This window comes from Streptomyces sp. NPDC001678 (assembly GCF_042892945.1).
Lineage (GTDB): Bacteria > Actinomycetota > Actinomycetes > Streptomycetales > Streptomycetaceae > Streptomyces.
In genome coordinates, this window is sequence record NZ_JBIAUP010000021.1 from 38974 (window position 1) to 53972 (window position 14999).

General features: G+C 69.9%; 14 protein-coding genes and 1 pseudogene. 6 read left to right on the top strand and 9 right to left on the bottom strand.

Features of this window, described 5'->3' with window-relative positions; genetic code table 11:
- Nucleotides 1–318 precede the first annotated feature (318 nt).
- Entirely contained in the window at nucleotides 319–468 is a 150-nt protein-coding gene (locus ACFYZR_RS30340; RefSeq protein ID WP_391916144.1) for a hypothetical protein, read from the top strand.
- A 19-nt stretch (nucleotides 469–487) separates the two neighbouring features.
- Here the strand turns inward: ACFYZR_RS30340 and ACFYZR_RS30345 are convergent, their stop codons facing one another.
- Both ACFYZR_RS30345 and ACFYZR_RS30350 read right to left on the bottom strand, forming a co-directional pair.
- Nucleotides 488–1210: a dienelactone hydrolase family protein gene (locus ACFYZR_RS30345; RefSeq protein WP_391916147.1), complete on the bottom strand. Its 723-nt coding sequence runs from the start codon at nucleotides 1208–1210 to the stop codon at nucleotides 488–490.
- Between the two features lie 1028 nt (nucleotides 1211–2238).
- Nucleotides 2239–3660 (bottom strand): alkaline phosphatase family protein, encoded by a 1422-nt coding sequence (locus ACFYZR_RS30350; protein ID WP_391916150.1) that lies wholly within the window; start codon nucleotides 3658–3660, stop codon nucleotides 2239–2241.
- Nucleotides 3661–3966: 306 nt separating this feature from the next.
- Between ACFYZR_RS30350 and ACFYZR_RS30355 the strand changes: the two genes are divergently transcribed.
- Nucleotides 3967–4383, top strand: coding sequence for a GNAT family N-acetyltransferase (locus ACFYZR_RS30355; RefSeq protein ID WP_391916307.1), 417 nt, complete (start codon nucleotides 3967–3969; stop codon nucleotides 4381–4383).
- 21 nt (nucleotides 4384–4404) lie between these two features.
- On the opposite strand, the pseudogene ACFYZR_RS30360 reads toward ACFYZR_RS30355, so the two are convergent.
- Nucleotides 4405–4584, bottom strand: a pseudogene (locus tag ACFYZR_RS30360) (IS5/IS1182 family transposase); the annotation flags it as partial.
- Nucleotides 4585–4787: 203 nt separating this feature from the next.
- Here ACFYZR_RS30360 and ACFYZR_RS30365 point away from each other — a divergent pair.
- Both ACFYZR_RS30365 and ACFYZR_RS30370 read left to right on the top strand, forming a co-directional pair.
- Nucleotides 4788–5141: a hypothetical protein gene (locus ACFYZR_RS30365; protein WP_391916153.1), complete on the top strand. Its 354-nt coding sequence runs from the start codon at nucleotides 4788–4790 to the stop codon at nucleotides 5139–5141.
- Nucleotides 5142–5161: 20 nt separating this feature from the next.
- Nucleotides 5162–5434, top strand: a complete 273-nt coding sequence (locus ACFYZR_RS30370) for a hypothetical protein (protein WP_391916155.1) — start codon at nucleotides 5162–5164, stop codon at nucleotides 5432–5434.
- Nucleotides 5435–5590: 156 nt separating this feature from the next.
- Here ACFYZR_RS30370 and ACFYZR_RS30375 read toward each other — a convergent pair whose 3' ends face one another.
- Complete coding sequence (locus ACFYZR_RS30375; RefSeq protein WP_391916157.1) at nucleotides 5591–6157, bottom strand: dihydrofolate reductase family protein; 567 nt, start codon at nucleotides 6155–6157, stop codon at nucleotides 5591–5593.
- A gap of 413 nt (nucleotides 6158–6570) precedes the next feature.
- On the opposite strand from ACFYZR_RS30375, the gene ACFYZR_RS30380 reads away from it, so the two are divergent.
- Both ACFYZR_RS30380 and ACFYZR_RS30385 read left to right on the top strand, forming a co-directional pair.
- The gene (locus ACFYZR_RS30380; protein WP_391916159.1) at nucleotides 6571–6960 is read left to right on the top strand and encodes a hypothetical protein; all 390 of its coding nucleotides are present in this window, start codon (nucleotides 6571–6573) and stop codon (nucleotides 6958–6960) included.
- 204 nt (nucleotides 6961–7164) lie between these two features.
- A complete protein-coding gene (locus ACFYZR_RS30385) occupies nucleotides 7165–8850 on the top strand; it encodes a GAF domain-containing protein (protein ID WP_391916309.1) in 1686 nt (561 codons plus the stop codon).
- 173 nt (nucleotides 8851–9023) lie between these two features.
- Here ACFYZR_RS30385 and ACFYZR_RS30390 read toward each other — a convergent pair whose 3' ends face one another.
- The 5 genes from ACFYZR_RS30390 to ACFYZR_RS30410 all read right to left on the bottom strand — a co-directional run bounded on the left by ACFYZR_RS30390 (nucleotide 9024) and on the right by ACFYZR_RS30410 (nucleotide 14711).
- Entirely contained in the window at nucleotides 9024–9719 is a 696-nt protein-coding gene (locus tag ACFYZR_RS30390; protein ID WP_391916161.1) for a response regulator, read from the bottom strand.
- A 205-nt stretch (nucleotides 9720–9924) separates the two neighbouring features.
- Complete coding sequence (locus tag ACFYZR_RS30395; RefSeq protein WP_391916163.1) at nucleotides 9925–11457, bottom strand: YfcC family protein; 1533 nt, start codon at nucleotides 11455–11457, stop codon at nucleotides 9925–9927.
- Nucleotides 11454–12410: a carbamate kinase gene (gene arcC / locus ACFYZR_RS30400; protein ID WP_391916166.1), complete on the bottom strand. Its 957-nt coding sequence runs from the start codon at nucleotides 12408–12410 to the stop codon at nucleotides 11454–11456. The genes ACFYZR_RS30395 and arcC overlap by 4 nt, the downstream gene beginning before the upstream one ends.
- A 31-nt stretch (nucleotides 12411–12441) precedes the next feature.
- A complete protein-coding gene (gene argF / locus ACFYZR_RS30405; RefSeq protein ID WP_391916168.1) occupies nucleotides 12442–13443 on the bottom strand; it encodes an ornithine carbamoyltransferase in 1002 nt (333 codons plus the stop codon).
- Nucleotides 13444–13487: 44 nt separating this feature from the next.
- Entirely contained in the window at nucleotides 13488–14711 is a 1224-nt protein-coding gene (locus tag ACFYZR_RS30410; protein WP_391916171.1) for an arginine deiminase, read from the bottom strand.
- Nucleotides 14712–14999: the final 288 nt, after the last annotated feature.

Consider the following 14999-nt stretch of genomic DNA (forward strand, 5'->3'; position numbering starts at 1 on the left):
CCGCGACTACTCGAGCCGGCTCCGCGCCGTACAAGGCGGGCCACCAGGGCCTACGCGACGGGCCTGTAGGCCCACCGCAAGGGTGTGGCCTGTGACTGCTTACCAGGGGATCTGGTGCCCCTCCCGTGTGAGAGTGAGGGTCAGGCGGCCCATCCAGTCACCACTCTCCGGATACTCCCAGATGCCCGCATCGGCCAATGCGCCCGGTAGTTCTTCGCGTGTGAGGGGCGTGCTGGGCTGGAAGCCGGACTGTCCGCCCGGACCCGCAGCGGCCGAGCCGGTCGAGGGAGGGGACAACTCCAGGCGTACCGGGATGGGATGGAGGACCAGTTCGGTGCTCTCGGCCTGGTCCTCAACGCCATCGTGCTCTGGACGACGAAGTACATCGACGCCGCCGACGCCCTGCGCCCGCTGTGCGACCCGGACGCCCCAGAACTGGACGAAGACGACGGCGGCGGGCAGGAGTGAGTATCAGGAGCCAATCGGATCAATCTGTGACGGGCAGGCACTCGGCGAGCAGGTCGACAACGTCCCGCCAAGCTCGCTGCGCGTGTTGCGGGTGGTAGCCGACCCCGGGGCGCACGGTGTGGTCGACCGGCGGGTGGTGGAAGGCGTGCAAGGCGCCGCCGTAGACCACGAGGCGCCAGTCGATGCCCGCGGCCTGCATCTCTGCGGTGAACGCCTCCCGTTGCGCGGGCGGCATGATCGGGTCTTCCGACCCGACCCCGGCCCACACCGGGCAGCGGATGCGCGCCGTCTCGCCCGGCCGACCCGTGATCAGTGCGTTGACTGTCCCGATCGCGCGCAGGTTGACGCCGTCTCGCCCGAGTTCCAGCGCGATTGCGCCTCCGGTGCCGTAGCCGACGGCGGCGATCCGGTCGGGGTCGGTCCGCGGTTCGGCGCGGAGCACGTCGAGCGCCGCGTGGCCGATGCCTCGCATCCGGTCGGGGTCGGCGAGCAGCGGCATACACCGGGCCAGCATCTCCTCGGGGTCGCCCAGATAGCGCCCGCCGTGAAGGTCGAAGGCCAGCGCCACGTATCCCAGCTCGGCGAGCGCCTCGGCCCGGTGGCGCTCGACGTCGCTGAGTCCCATGCCCTCTGGTCCGAGCAGCACCGCGGGCCGGCGGTCGACACCGGCCGGGAGCGCGAGGTGCCCGATCATTGTCAAACCGTCGGCCGGGTACTCGACCGCACGCGTTGCAATCGTCATGAGACTGGACTGTAGAGATCGTCGAGCCCGGCCGGAACAGGGGTTCACCTCTGGCAGAACAGCGCGGGTGAGCCTCTGAAGTGGCGAACTCCGCTCAAGCTCTCCGGGAACGGCCCTTGGAGGCCAACCCCGCGACTTCACCGCGAACCCACAGGTCCACCCCCTAACATCGGGGCATCGGACCCTCGGGTTCCGCCCAAAGCACCTTCAGTTTTCGCGAACTCGCGGGGTCAAGGGGGCCCGGTAGTACTCGCCGAAAAACAATGGAGTAGCCCCCTGACCTGGCCCGTTGTCGTGGAGCCGGTCGGCTCGTTGGGCTGAACGAATGAATCCGGTGGCGGGAAGGGCGGCAGATGGCAACGTGAGTGTTCTCCGATGCGGAGTTGGAGGCCCTGCGGTCCTTCCCGGCGATCGGCAAGGACGAGCTGGTCCGCTGGGGTTGTCGGTACATGGGCCTGGCCGTCAACGAGCTCCGGGGCGCTGGCCACGAGGTGGACGCCGAGGTCCTGGCCCACATCTCCCCGGCCCGCAGCTCGCCCGTCAACCGCTACGGCTCCATCACCGTCGACGACGAACGCGAACTCGCCCAGCTCGACGAGAAGGGGCACCGATTACTGTGCACCGTGTCACCGAAGACCCGGCGGCCGAGATCCGGTCCGGCTGCCCCGAGCGCGCCGGCCGTCGCCGGAAGTACGCCAGCAGCGTATGACGGATACGTATTCACGAACATCGCCTCCGGGAACACCTCATCCCGGCGCTCGGCCAGGAACGCGAACACGCTCCCGGCAGGAATCAACTCCCGGCACGTGACCCACACATCAGGTCCGACCGGACGACTGGGCGGCCGTCCTATCATGCCTACAACTCTGGCCCCGAACCACATGATCCAGGGTCAGAACACCCCAACACCTTCACTGGATTTCAGGGCCTGTCCGGCAGGTCGAGTGATTGCCCCAAGAATGAGTCGTTCGGATCATTATGATGGGGCGATTCCAATGGCGGTACTGTCCTGGTCGGAGCATTCTTGCTCAGTCGCCCGGGAGGAGCGCCTCGGCGACGAGGTTGCTGTAAACCCGTTCGAGGTGCGAGGTGACGGCCCGGGCTGGGTTGTCGCCCTTGGCCACGGGGGCGATGACGCCTTCCAGCGGATTGTCGTCGCGGGGTTTGTCCAGAGTCAGGACTCCTCCGATGCCGGGGGCGGCGGCGTCCCGGGCGGTGAGCGGAGCCACGCCCCATCGCTGCTGGATCGACTTGAGCACCGAGGTGTGGTCGAGCGGCACGCTGCCAGCGGGAACCCGGAAGACGGTCCCGTGATCGATGAGCGGAGAGATCAGCACCGCGGGCACCCGTACTCCGAACCGGGTGAAGTCGAAACCGGCCTCTCCTGCGGAATGATCGGGAGGCGTCGCGCCAGCGGGCGGCGGCACATGGTCGTAACAGCCGCCGTGCTCGTCATAGGTGATGACCAGCAGGGTCTTGGTCCAGCCCGGGCCGGTGCGCAGCGCGTTGTACACGTCGAGGATGAGTTGTTCGCCCGACGAGACGTCATCGTTGGGGTGCTGGCTGTTCCCGTCGTGTTTCCAGGCGGGCTCCAGGAAGGCGAAGGCGGGCAGCGAGCCGCCGGCGGCATCGTTCTTGAAGTCCATGAAACGGCCGAAGTGCTGCGGACCGGCTTGCTGGGTGTCGGGGAAGTTCGCCCTGGTCAGCGGCTGGAGGTTGTAGCCGTAGATCCTCCAGTCGATGTTCTTGTCACTGAGCCGGCCGAAGATGCTGGGCGTGTCGAACATGACCTTGTTGGCCTTCGCCTGGGCCGTGCACGCCTTGTCGCTCACCAGGCCCAGGCTGGTCCCGGCAAGGGCGAAGGCCCGGTTGGGCAAGGTCTGGGTCGGCACCGAGCAGTACCAGTGATCACAGACCGCGTATCCCTGGGCCAGCCGGGAGAGCACCGGCAACGCCTCCGGGGGGAAGCAGCCCATGATGTCGCCGGCGGTGACGTTCGGGGAGTTGCCCTGCCTGGTCGGGAATATCTCCCCGAAGTCGGTGACAAAGCCTTCGTTGGCCGCGGCAGGGGACGGTGAGGACACCTGTAGCGTGCCGAACAGCTGGTTGTTGACTCGGTGGTATTCCTCCCCGGGGACGGAACCGGGCATGAAATACGCACCGGGTTGAGTGTGGTCGATCCGGAAGACGGTGACCTTGCCGCCGTTCCCGCCCGGGTTGGACTCCGTGCCGCTCAAGCCTTCGAAGGACTGGCCGGACGGGGACCGATTGCCCTGATCGGTATAAAGGAACCCGAGCATGTTGTCGAGGGAACGATTTTCCAGCATAAGGACCACGATGTGGTCTATCCGGCTCAGAAGTGTGGTGTCGGATGTCATCTGATGCCTCCGACAGATCGCTCGGACTGGGCCCGCCGTCCCCGCCGCGGGCGGCGGGCCCCTGTTATCCACCGTAGGACAGGACCCCATACCCCGCTCGGCGGCACCGTGCACGCGGAAGTGCAGGCCGAAGTCGCATCAAGCTAAGAGGCCGCGCAAATGGGCTGGCCGCAGAGTGCATCATTCGTGTTGTCCAGTGCATTCGAACCCCCCGCGATTCCGTTACGTATTGTGATCGCACTTTAGTGCTGAGTGTTCAAGGAGTGGACTGTGATCTGGCTGTAGCGGGAGAACGTGAGGCGGTATGAAGATGGCGCGATGTTTATTGTTTCTCCCTGTATGGCCGATGATCCGGGTCTGTGCTCATTGGTCGATGCGATGACGGCAGAGCTGATTCCTGTGTATGGGCTTCCGCCTGATGTCCAGCCGGTTCCCTTGGCTCCAGAAGCCCGGTACCTACTGGCTCGGACGAACGACCAGGTGGTGGGGTGTTGTGCTGTGCAGCCGGTTGGTCCGCAGGTATGTGAGCTGAAACGGATGTTCGTGTCCCCGGCTGTCCGGGGACAGGGGGTGGCTGACATGCTGCTTGCAGAGGCCGAGCAGCTCGCCCTGAGGCTCGGGAGCCGGTCGATGCTCTTGGAGACGGGAGTCCGGCAGCCTGCTGCGATGCGCCTGTACGAGCGGGCCGGGTACCGCAGGATCGCGAACTACCCGCCGCACGACCAGGACCCGCTGTCGGTGTGCTACGAGAAGGCATTGCCCGTGCGGTCATCACGAGTTGCCGCTGGCGAGTAGGAGGCACAAGGGGTGAGGTGTTCAGCGCCGGCGTGTGGGCCGGCTGTCCCAGCGGTGGGTGGTCCAGGCTCGACGGATCAGGCTGCGAGCGGTGATGATCGTGTCGGTGAGGTCGAAGGCGTGGCGGTGGAAGGCGTTCTGTCAGGCGTGCGTGCGCTCGGCATGCCACCGCTGACTGGCCTGGATCGGCGCCTGCCTTCCCCCCACTCAGCCGCCGTCTGCCCGCCGACCGTCTGCACCCTCTGGCCGATCAGGAACAGCAGCGCACCGGACTGTGGTGCAGCGAGCACCTTGCCTGCCTGTTCCCTGACCCGCCAGCGCCGGAAGCTTTTCCGACCGACCAGGGCGCCCTCCTCCCCGACCGCATCCGGGTGATCTGCGACTGCTACCAGTTCTTTGGCGCGGTGGACAACGTCCTCGACGACATCCTCGCCGACCAGCGGGGCGATGAAGCGGTACGCGGGGTGCTGGAGCCGGCGCTGGAAACATTGCACGACGGCCGCAAGGGGCAGGGAACACAGGGGTATGTGCGTGAGATGACGGCTCTGATCGACAGGATCATGAACCCCATGAGCCCGGCCCAGCGAAAGCGGTTCCATGCCGGCGTGGCGGAGTTCGCACACGGCTGCGCCACCGAGGACATCCTGCGGACCGCATCCGGTCCCGCCAGTTTCGGCTTATGCCGCCATCTGCGCAGTCGGCGGCGCCTCCAACAACGGCGTGGTGATGTACGCCTGCGGAAATCCGTCGTTCGGTGACAGTCCGTCCGACTACAGAAATGATCGCCTATAACTGGAGCAACCTCAGAATGATGTTCGGCATGGCAAGCGTCCTATGGGCGCTGTCCTTCGCCGGAGTCGCCATCTCCAACCGCGCCACACCCATCCTTCCGCAAACATTCTCAGAAGGATGCGGCATCGCCGTCGCCGCCCTCACCCTGGCGCCGCAATTCTGCTGGCTGGCAGCCGTCAGCATTGCCCTGCTCAAAGCAGCGCGGCGCGCTGGCCTGCACCCTCGCAAGGACCCGGTACGTGAGGCCCAGGTGCCATAACCGAACCTCCCTCCGCCACAGCCACTCGGGGCGATAACCGTCACGCCATCAGAGCAGTAACGCTGCCGCCGTCCGGTCGCACCGCCGGGAGGCCGACTCCAGAGCAGGCCCGAAACTCCACCCCGGGAGATCGCGCCGCGGGGGGAAAAAAGCTGCTCAGCGCCTCGTCTCGTACCTGATCAGGACCACGCCGCCGGGAAACGTCCGCGTCTCCACCAGGTTCAGGTTCACCCAGCTGTCCAGCGCGGTGAAGAACGGCGTGCCGCCGCCCACCAGGACCGGGTGGGCGGCGATCGCGTACTCGTCGATCAGCCCGGCGCGCATGGCTGCCCCGGCGAGCGTTGCGCCGCCGATGTTCATCGGGCCGCCGTCCTCGGCCTTGAGCCGGGTGATCTCGGCGATCGCGTCGCCGGTGACCAGGCGGGTGTTCCAGTCGACCTTGTCGATCGTCGAGGAGAACACCACCTTCGGCGTGTCCCGCCAGTTCCGCGCGAACTCGATCTCCGCCGGGGTGGCGTTGGGCTGCTGGTCGCCGGTCGGCCAGTAGGAGCTCATCGTCTCCCACAGCTTGCGCCCGTACAGCGACAGGCCACTCGCCTGCTCGTGGTCGAGCCACCACTGGAACAGCTCGTCGCTGGGCGGTCCGCTCCAGCCGATGTCGTCGCCGGCCGCGGCGATGTAGCCGTCCAGAGTCAGGTTCATGCCGTAGATCAGTTTCCGCATGGCCCAGCCTTACGTCCGTGGGTGTCCGGCGTATAGACCAGCGCGGCGCGGGAACTCATCGGTGCGCGATCTGGGCTCGCCGGTAGGCCTCGTGCTCGGGGCTCAGCGTGGTGTACTCGGCCGACACGGGCAAGCCGCCTGATCCCGACCTCGCCCTCGCCCTCGCGAGGAAATGCCACGGATTTGAGACTGATCATGGGTGGCAAGGCCGTGAGACAGCAGGAACGCCGAGGTCACGCCTGTCGGTGGGCAAGCCCGGCGCGGTGGGTGAGCCGGAGTCGCTGCTTCAACGATGCCTGGAGACGATCGCCGGGGTGGCGAGCCTCCTTGCGCGTCGGCGTCCCTCCTGCCGACAGGTCACGTCTGCTGTCCGGCGAAGCATTCGGCGATGAGGGCGTGCGGGGAGGAGAGATATGCCTGCCAGCAGGTGTGTCCGTGGAGGTGGACGGGGGAGCGCCCCCGGCACGTTCGTCCTGCGGGCCTCCATCGGCCGTTTCGGCGAGGAGCCGGTGCTGGGCCGGGAGGACGGCGAGCCGGCCGCTCTCTGCCTCGCCGAGCTCGCCGGGATGACCGGCCCGCCGGGCTGGCCCGCCGACTTCCACGTCTCCCGCTGGGCGCGCGGCCTGCCCCAGTACGCCGTCGGCCACCCGGACCGGGTGCGTCGCGTCCGCGGTGCCGTGGCGGGCCTGCCCGGGTTGGAACTGTGCGGTGCGGCGTACGGGGGAGTGGGCGTCACCGCGTGCGTCGCCGGCGGGCGGGAGGCGGCCCAGCGCCTCCTCGACGCCCGGGCGACGGCCGCCTGAGAGGCGCCATCCGGCACACGGGCGCCATCCGGCACCACCGGCATCATCCGGCACCACAGGGAACGGTCCGGCCGGGATCCACGGGTTCGCGCACCCGTTCCCGGCGCGTCGGCAAGGACGGCTACCGTGAGTTCTCGCAGGGCCCCGGGGGCCCGGTGACGGATGAGGAGGGTGCCGGTGGACAAGGACGAGAGACCGTCGCACATGCCGCAGCTGCGCCTGGACGAGTTGCTGGACGAGTTGCAGGCACGGATCGACGACGCGCGTGGCACCCGGGACCGGGTGCACAGCTTGCTGGAGGCCGTCCTGTCGGTGGGGCGTGATCTGGACCTCACCCACGTGCTGAGCGGCATCGTGGAGGCCGCCGCGACGCTGGTCGACGCGCGGTACGCGGCACTGGGGGTGATCGGCCCGGACGGCCGTTCCCTGGGGCAGTTCCTGACGGTCGGGCTCTCCCAGGAGGAGATCGACGCGATCGGCCCCCTGCCCTCCGGGCACGGCATCCTCGGCGAGCTGATCCGCCACCCCGAGCCGCTGCGCCTGGCGGACCTGGCCACCCATCCCGCCTCCTACGGGTTTCCCGCCCACCACCCGCCGATGCGGACTTTCCTCGGCGTGCCGATCCGGGTGCGTGAGGAGGTCTTCGGCAATCTCTATCTGACGGACAAGCGCGGCGGCCAGGACTTCGATGCCGAGGACGAGGCGGTCCTGACCACTCTGTCCGTGGCCGCGGGGGTCGCCATCGACAACGCGCGCCTGTACGAGGCGTCCCAGCGGCAGCACCGCTGGCTCCGGGCGAGCGGGGAGATCACCAGCAGCCTGCTGTCGGGCCGGGCCCGGCTGGACGTCCTGGAACTGATCGCGGCCCGTGCCAGGGACATCACCGCGGCGGTGCTCGCGGACGTCTTCGTGGCCGTCTCCGAGGACGAGCTGCGGGTGGAGCTGGCGAGCGGTACCGGGGCCGGGGCACGCCAGGGGCTGGTGGTGCCCATGAAGGGCACGCTGCCGGGTGCCGCGTACCGCGAGGGCAAGCCGGTGACCAGTAAAAATCTCTGTGAGGACGAGCGGTTCACGGCCGGGCCCGGGCGCTTCACCGGCCTGGGGGCGGCCGTGGCGGTGCCGTTGGGCACTTCCGGGGACTCGGTCCGGGGCGTGCTGCTGCTGGCCCGTACGGCCGGGGAGCCGGCGTTCACCGAGGACGAGATCCGCCCGCTGGAGGGTTTCGCCGGGCAGGCGGCCCTCGCGCTGGAGCTCGCCGAGCGGCGGCGCGACGCCGAGCAGCTCGCCCTGTTGGAGGACCGCGACCGCATCGCCCGGGACCTGCACGACCTGGCCATCCAGCGGCTCTTCGCCACCGGGATGACCTTGCAGAGCGCCACGAGGTTCATCGACCACTCCGGGGCCGCCGAACGCGTCACCCGGGCCGTGGGCGACCTCGACGAGACCATCAAGATCATTCGCTCGACGATCTTCGGGCTGCGGGCGCGGGAGTGCGAGGCGGGCCCGACGCTGCGCGCCAGGGCCGCGCGGGCCGTCGGCGAGGCGGCCGCCACGCTGGGATTCCCGCCCCGGCTGACCATGGAGGGGCTGATCGACACGGATGTGCCCCCGCAGGTGGCCGACCACGTCATCGCCGTCCTCGGCGAGGCCTTGAGCAACACCGCCCGGCACGCCCACGCCACCCGGGTCGAGGTGGGCCTGCGGGTCGCCGGGATGCAGGTGGTGCTCACGGTGACGGACAACGGCACGGGCATTCCCGAGGGCGGGCGCCGCAGCGGGCTGGCCAACCTGGCCGAGCGGGCGCGCGGCGTCGGCGGCACCTTCGAGATCACCACACCGCCCGAGGGCGGCAGCCACCTGCTGTGGACCGCGCCGCTGGACCAGCACTAGCCACCCACCCGTACGCACGACGGACCAGGGGCGCCGGAAGGGCCCGTACGCGTGAAAGGACCTGTACGCGTGAAAGGCGCGGGGCGGCGCCCCCCCCCCCGGGGGGGCGCCCCCCCCCCCGCCCCCCCGGGGGGGGGGGCCCCCCCCCGGGGGGGGGGCCCCCCGCCGCGCCGTCACGGGTGGGGGTGCTGCTGCTCGCCGACGAGCGCCTCGGTGGCGATGACGGCGGCCTGCACGCGCCGCTCGACGCCCAGCTTGGACAGCAGCCGGGAGATGTGGTTCTTCACGGTCTTCTCCGCGAGGTAGAGCTGCTGGCCGATCTGCCGGTTGGTGAGCCCCTCGCCGATGAGCGTGAGGATCTCGCGCTCGCGGTCGGTCAGCCCGGCGAGCGGCTGCGGCTGGTGCTTCTCCGTCTTCTCGCCGCGCAGCCGGGCCATCAGCCGAGTGGTGGCGCCGGGGTCGAGCATGGACTGCCCGCCGGCCACCGTGCGCACGGCGGTCACCAGATCGGTGCCGCTGATCTGCTTGAGCACATAGCCGGCGGCTCCGGCCATGATGGCGTCCAGCAGGGCCTCCTCGTCGTCGAAGGAGGTCAGCATCAGGCAGGCGAGCTCGGGCATGCGCGAGCGCAGCTCCCGGCAGACCGACACCCCGTCCCCGTCGGGCAGCCGTACGTCGAGCACGGCCACGTCGGGGCGCAGCGCGGGCACCCGGGTCAGGGCCTGTGCGACCGTGGCCGCCTCGCCGATCACGGTGAGGTCGGGTTCGGCGTCGAGGACGTCGTGGACGCCGCGCCGTACCACCTCGTGGTCGTCGAGAAGGAAGATCCTCACGGGTGTCCTCCGCCCTTCGGCGGCGCTTTCCGGCATGGTCCTACTCTCCGTGGTGCCGTGTCCCGCAGCCGTCGCGGCCGCGGGTTCCGTTGTGCAGGATGCCCCCGGCACGGGGCCCTCGCACAGGGCCTGTCGGCCCCCACAAGTGGTGCATACGGGTCATCCTGCCACCGCACGCGTGACGCCGCGGGCCCTCCTGGGGCCCGCGGCGTCACGCGTGTTCGGACGGGTTCGCGTGTGTTCAGGCGAGCGCCGCGCCGAGGACCATGAATCCGGCGACGGTCGCCAGCAGGAGGCCCATCAGGGGTGCCGTGAACCGCAGGTAGCGGTCGTAGCGGACCTTCGACAGGGCCAGCCCGCCCATGACGACCGCGGAGGTCGGCGTGATCAGGTTCACCCAGCCCGAGGCCGACTGGTAGGCGGTGACGACCATCGCCCGGCCGACGCCCGCGAAGTCGGCGAGCGGGGCGAGGATCGGCATGGCCAGGGCCGCGTGGCCGGAGGATGAAGGCACGAAGAACGCCAGCGGGATGTTCACCAGGAACATCAGCACCGTGAAGAACCCCGAGGAGGTGCCCGAGACGACGCCGTGCAGGGCATGGAGGATGGTGTCGGTGATGCCGGCATTGTTCATGATGACGGTGACGCCACGGGCCAGCATGATGATCATCGCTGCTCCGATGAAGTCCCCGGCACCCGCGACGACGGCGTTCGCCGTTCCCTTCTCGCCGAGTCCCGCCAGGACGCCCACCACGACGGCCGCCACGATGAACAGGGCCGCCAGCTCCGGGAAGTACCAGCCCAGGGTGGGCAGGAAGGTGACGCCCAGGTCGGCCCAGGGGATCACGGCGAAGATCATGAAGATGAAGGTCGCCGCGAACAGGACCAGCACCACGCGCTGACGTACCGTCAGAGGCTCGGTCGTGCCGCCCCCGGCCCGCAGCTCGTTGTCCTCCGGCAGTGCGGGGACCAGCGAGCGGGCGGGATCCTCCAGCACCCTTCGCGCGTAGCGCACCAGGTACCAGGCGGCCAGCGAGGTCAGCACCGCCCACATCAGCAGCCGGAGCGCGATGCCGTCGCCCGTGCCGATGCCGGCGCTGTCGGAGGCCACCCCGGTGGCGAAGGGATTCACGGTGGATGCGAGGGTGCCGACCCCCGCCCCCACCATGATCACCGCGGCGCCCACCATCCGGTCGTAGCCCAGCTTCAGCACCAGCGGGATCATCAGCCCGTAGAAGCCCAGTGTCTCCTCGGCCATCCCGTAGGTGGTGCCGCCGAGGGAGAACAGCGCCATGAGCACCACGAGCAGCAGGGTCCGGTGCCGCTGGAGCCGTTCGGCCAGCCGGGCCACTCCCGAGGTCAGGGCGCCGGTGCGCAGGGTGACGGTGATGAAGGCGCCCACGGCCAGGACGAACAGGAACACTCCCGCCGCCCCGAAGAACGCGCCGTCGCCGCCCGGGGCGGTGAGCCCGGAGTGCGCGTTCGTGACCCCGTACAGGCCGTTGACGGGGGAGAGGAAGAGGTCTTTGAGCCGGCCGCCGAAACCCGTGGTCAGATGGACCGAGTGGTACGTGTCCGGGACGGGACTGCCGTCCTTGGTGTCGTAGCGGCCGGGCGGGACGACGAACGTCAGGCCCCAGACCACGACGGTGACGGCGACGAGGACGGTGAACGCGGAGGGGAAGCGCGGTGCCTTCCGGGCGGCCGGGACGGCGGCCGTCCCGTCGCCGTCCCGTGGTTCGCCGACAGTGCGGGGCGTGGTGCCGGTGCTCATGCCCGCGTCCCCGTTCCGTCGGCGGCTGCCGGCGCGAAGGGACGCCCGCCGGGTGTGATCACCGTGCCGGCGGTGCCGGCGAGGATGGCCTCCACGTCGGTGAGCGCCCCGATGGCGGCCATGCCGCCGGTGAGCTCCACGAACCGGCACACCGCCTCCACCTTCGGACCCATCGAACCCGCCGGGAACTCCTCGGCGCGCAGCCGGGCGGGCGTGGTGTGCCTGATGGGCTCGGCCTCCGGGGTGCCCCAGCCGCGGACGACCCGCGGTACATCGGTGAGCAGCAGCAGCGCGTCGGCGTCGAGCGCCTCGGCGAGCAGGGCGGCGGTCAGGTCCTTGTCGACGACCGCTTCGACGCCCGTGAGCCGCCCGGTGTCGTCGCGGACGACCGGGACTCCGCCGCCTCCCGCGCAGACGGCCACCGCGCCGGAGGCGAGCAGCAGCCGGATGAGCCGGGTCTCGACGACGCGCTGCGGATCGGGCGAGGGCACGACCCGGCGCCAGTGCTCGCCGTCCCGCCGTACGGTCCAGCCGCGCTCGGCCGCCAGGCGCCCGGCCTCCTCCTCGCCGTACACCGGCCCCACGAACTTGGTGGGGCGCTCGAAGGCCGGGTCGGCGGCGGAGACGAGGGTCTGGTTGAGCAGGGCGCAGACCTGCCTGCCCGGCAGGGCGTTCTGCAGCGACTGCAGCAGCCAGTAGCCGATCATGCCCTGGGTCTCGGCGCCCAGGACGTCGAAGGGGTACGGCGAGGTGAGGCTCCGGTCGGCGGCGCTCTGCAGCGCGAGCAGGCCGACCTGCGGCCCGTTGCCGTGGGTGATGACCAGTTCGTGGTCGTGGGCGAGCGGGGCCAGGGCGGCCACGGCCGCCCTGACGTTGGCGTGCTGCACGGCTGCGTCCGGCCGGTCTCCCCTGCGCAGCAGGGCGTTCCCGCCGAGCGCGACGACGACGCGCATGACTTCTCCCGGAAGTGGTGGGTTGGGGGCGTCAGTCGCCGAGGGTGGCGACGAGGACGGCCTTGATGGTGTGCAGCCGGTTCTCCGCCTGGTCGAAGACCACGGAGTGGGAGGACTCGAAGACCTCGTCGGTGACCTCCAGGGCCGTCATGCCGGTCCGGGCGAGGATCTCGGCGCCCACGGTGGTGTCGCCGTCGTGGAAGGCGGGCAGGCAGTGGAGGAACTTCACCCGGGGGTTGCCCGTGGCCTTCAGCACGTCCATGGTCACCTGGTACGGCCGGAGCAGGGCGATCCGCTCGTCCCAGATCTCCTTGGGCTCGCCCATGGACACCCACACGTCGGTGTAGAGGAAGTCCGCTCCCGCCACGCCCTCCTCCAGGTCCTCGGTGATGGTGATCCGGGCGCCGGTGGAATCCGCGACGCGCAGGGCCTCCTTGACCACGTCGGGGGCGTTGCGCAGGCTCCTGGGGCCCACCATGCGGACGTCCATGCCGAGCATCGCGCCCATGACGAGGAGGGAGTTGCCGACGTTGTTGCGGGCGTCGCCGAGGTAGGCGAAGGAGATGTCGTGCAGCGGCTTGTCCGTGTTCTCCCACATCGTCAGGGCGTCGGCGAGGGACTGGGTGGGGTGCCACTCGTCCGTCAGCCCGTTCCACACCGGGACCCCGGAGTGGTCGGCGAGTTCCTCGACGATGCTCTGGCCGCTGCCCCGGTACTCGATGCCGTCGTAGAAGCGGCCGAGGACACGGGCGGTGTCCTTGATGGACTCCTTGTGGCCGATCTGCGAGCTCGCCGGCTCCAGGTAGGTGACGTGGGCGCCCTGCTGGTGGGCGGCGGCCTCGAAGGCGCAGCGGGTGCGGGTGGAGGTCTTCTCGAAGACGAGGGCGATGTTCTTGCCGCGCAGCCGCTGCTGTTCGGTGCCGGAGGCGTGGGCGGCCTTCAGCCGGATGGACAGGTCGAGCAGGAAGCGGAATTCGGCGGGGCTGAAGTCGAGTTCCTTGAGGAAGCTGCGGTGCCGGAGGTTGAGGGCCATGTCGGGTGTCTCTCCTTGCTAGGGGAACGAACGGGGGAGGGCTGTCAGACGGCGTCGCGCTCGACAGGGCAGCTCATGCAGCGCGGGCCGCCGCGGCCGCGGCCGAGCTCGCTGCCCCGGATGCTGATCACCTCGACGCCGCTGCGCCGCAGGTGGGTGTTGGTGGTGACGTTGCGCTCGTAGGCGACGACGACCCCGGGCTCGACCGCCAGGACGTTGCAGCCGTCGTCCCACTGCTCCCGCTCCGCGGAGTGGACGTCCTGGGTGGCGGTCAGCACGGTGATGGCCGGCAGGCCCAGGGCGTCGGCGATGGCGTGGTGCATGTCCCCGGGGGCGTGATCGGTGATGTGCAGTTTCTCGTCGTCCGCGCCCGGCTCGATGGTGACCGACGGCAGCATGCCGAGGCCCGCGTACTGGGTGAAGGTGTCGCCGCTGACCATGGTCATGACCGTGTCGAGGTGCATGAAGCTGCGCTTCTTCGGCATCTCCAGGGCCACGACGCGGCGGGCGGAGCCGGCCGCGAACATCCGCAGGGCAAGCGCCTCGACGGCCTGCGGGGTGGTGCGCTCGCTCATCCCCACCAGGACGGCCCCGTTGCCGATGACCAGGACGTCACCGCCCTCGATGGTGGCGGGGTGGGCGGCCTGACCATCGGACCAGTGCCGGAACTCCTGCTTCTCGAAGAGCGGGTGGTGCGCGTAGACGGCCTCGAAGTGGACGGTCTCGCGGCGGCGGGCCCGCTTGCTCATCGGGTTCACGCTCACCCCGTCGTACACCCAGCAGGAGGTGTCCCGGGTGAACAGGTGGTTGGGCAGCGGGGCCAGGACGAAGTCGTCCGGTGCCATGGTGTGCAGCCGGACGCTGCGTACGGTGCCCAGGCGCTGCGTCAGCTCCCGCTTGGTCACGCCGCCGATGAGGGACCGGGCCAGCTCGGCGGGGCCCATGGCGTCGAACGCGGCCCGTATGCGGTCGGTGGCCAGGGGGCCGAAGTCCCGCTCGTCGAAGAGACGGTCGTGCACCAGGGCACGGGCGGCCGGGCGCGCCAGCGTCTCGGTGAGCAGATCGGCCAGGTAGTGGACCGTCACTCCTCGGTCGCGCAGGGCGTCGGCGAACGCGTCGTGCTCCTCCCGGGCGCGCTTGACCCACAGCACGTCGTCGAAGAGCAGCTCGTCCTTGTTCGTGGGGGTGAGGCGCTTCAATTCCAGGTCCGGGCGGTGGAGGATGACCTGACGGAGCCGGCCGGCCTCGGAATCAACGTGAAAGTTCATGACTCTCCTGGGACGGGAGCGGTGGGCGGCGGGGCCATCGGCCGGGCACGCCCGCTCTCCGGAATCCGGTGGCCTGATCTCGGCCTCCGGCTTGATGGCTCGACAGTGTCACGTCCCCACCACTGTCAACGGCTGCCACTGGTCCTCAACGGCGGCCCTCTGGTCCCGGCTTGGGGAGGGACCAGAGGGCCGCCGAGTGGCCGGGACCATCGGCCCGCGCGGCCCCTCGGCACGGGCCGGACGGCGCGCGGACACCCCGCGCCGTGATGGCGGCACGACGACGAGGGC

Excerpts from the sequence above, each read along its gene's own strand:
- argF (WP_391916168.1), bottom strand. The coding sequence starts at position 13,443 with ATGGCCCTCAACCTCCGGCACCGCAGCTTCCTCAAGGAACTCGACTTC.
- ACFYZR_RS30370 (WP_391916155.1), top strand. The coding sequence starts at position 5,162 with ATGATCGCCTATAACTGGAGCAACCTCAGAATGATGTTCGGCATGGCA.
- ACFYZR_RS30345 (WP_391916147.1), bottom strand. The coding sequence starts at position 1,210 with ATGACGATTGCAACGCGTGCGGTCGAGTACCCGGCCGACGGTTTGACA.
- ACFYZR_RS30340 (WP_391916144.1), top strand. The coding sequence starts at position 319 with ATGGAGGACCAGTTCGGTGCTCTCGGCCTGGTCCTCAACGCCATCGTG.
- arcC (WP_391916166.1), bottom strand. The coding sequence starts at position 12,410 with ATGCGCGTCGTCGTCGCGCTCGGCGGGAACGCCCTGCTGCGCAGGGGA.
- ACFYZR_RS30380 (WP_391916159.1), top strand. The coding sequence starts at position 6,571 with ATGCCTGCCAGCAGGTGTGTCCGTGGAGGTGGACGGGGGAGCGCCCCC.
- ACFYZR_RS30355 (WP_391916307.1), top strand. The coding sequence starts at position 3,967 with ATGACGGCAGAGCTGATTCCTGTGTATGGGCTTCCGCCTGATGTCCAG.
- ACFYZR_RS30410 (WP_391916171.1), bottom strand. The coding sequence starts at position 14,711 with ATGAACTTTCACGTTGATTCCGAGGCCGGCCGGCTCCGTCAGGTCATC.
- ACFYZR_RS30390 (WP_391916161.1), bottom strand. The coding sequence starts at position 9,719 with ATGCCGGAAAGCGCCGCCGAAGGGCGGAGGACACCCGTGAGGATCTTC.
- ACFYZR_RS30395 (WP_391916163.1), bottom strand. The coding sequence starts at position 11,457 with ATGAGCACCGGCACCACGCCCCGCACTGTCGGCGAACCACGGGACGGC.
- ACFYZR_RS30385 (WP_391916309.1), top strand. The coding sequence starts at position 7,165 with ATGCCGCAGCTGCGCCTGGACGAGTTGCTGGACGAGTTGCAGGCACGG.
- ACFYZR_RS30375 (WP_391916157.1), bottom strand. The coding sequence starts at position 6,157 with ATGCGGAAACTGATCTACGGCATGAACCTGACTCTGGACGGCTACATC.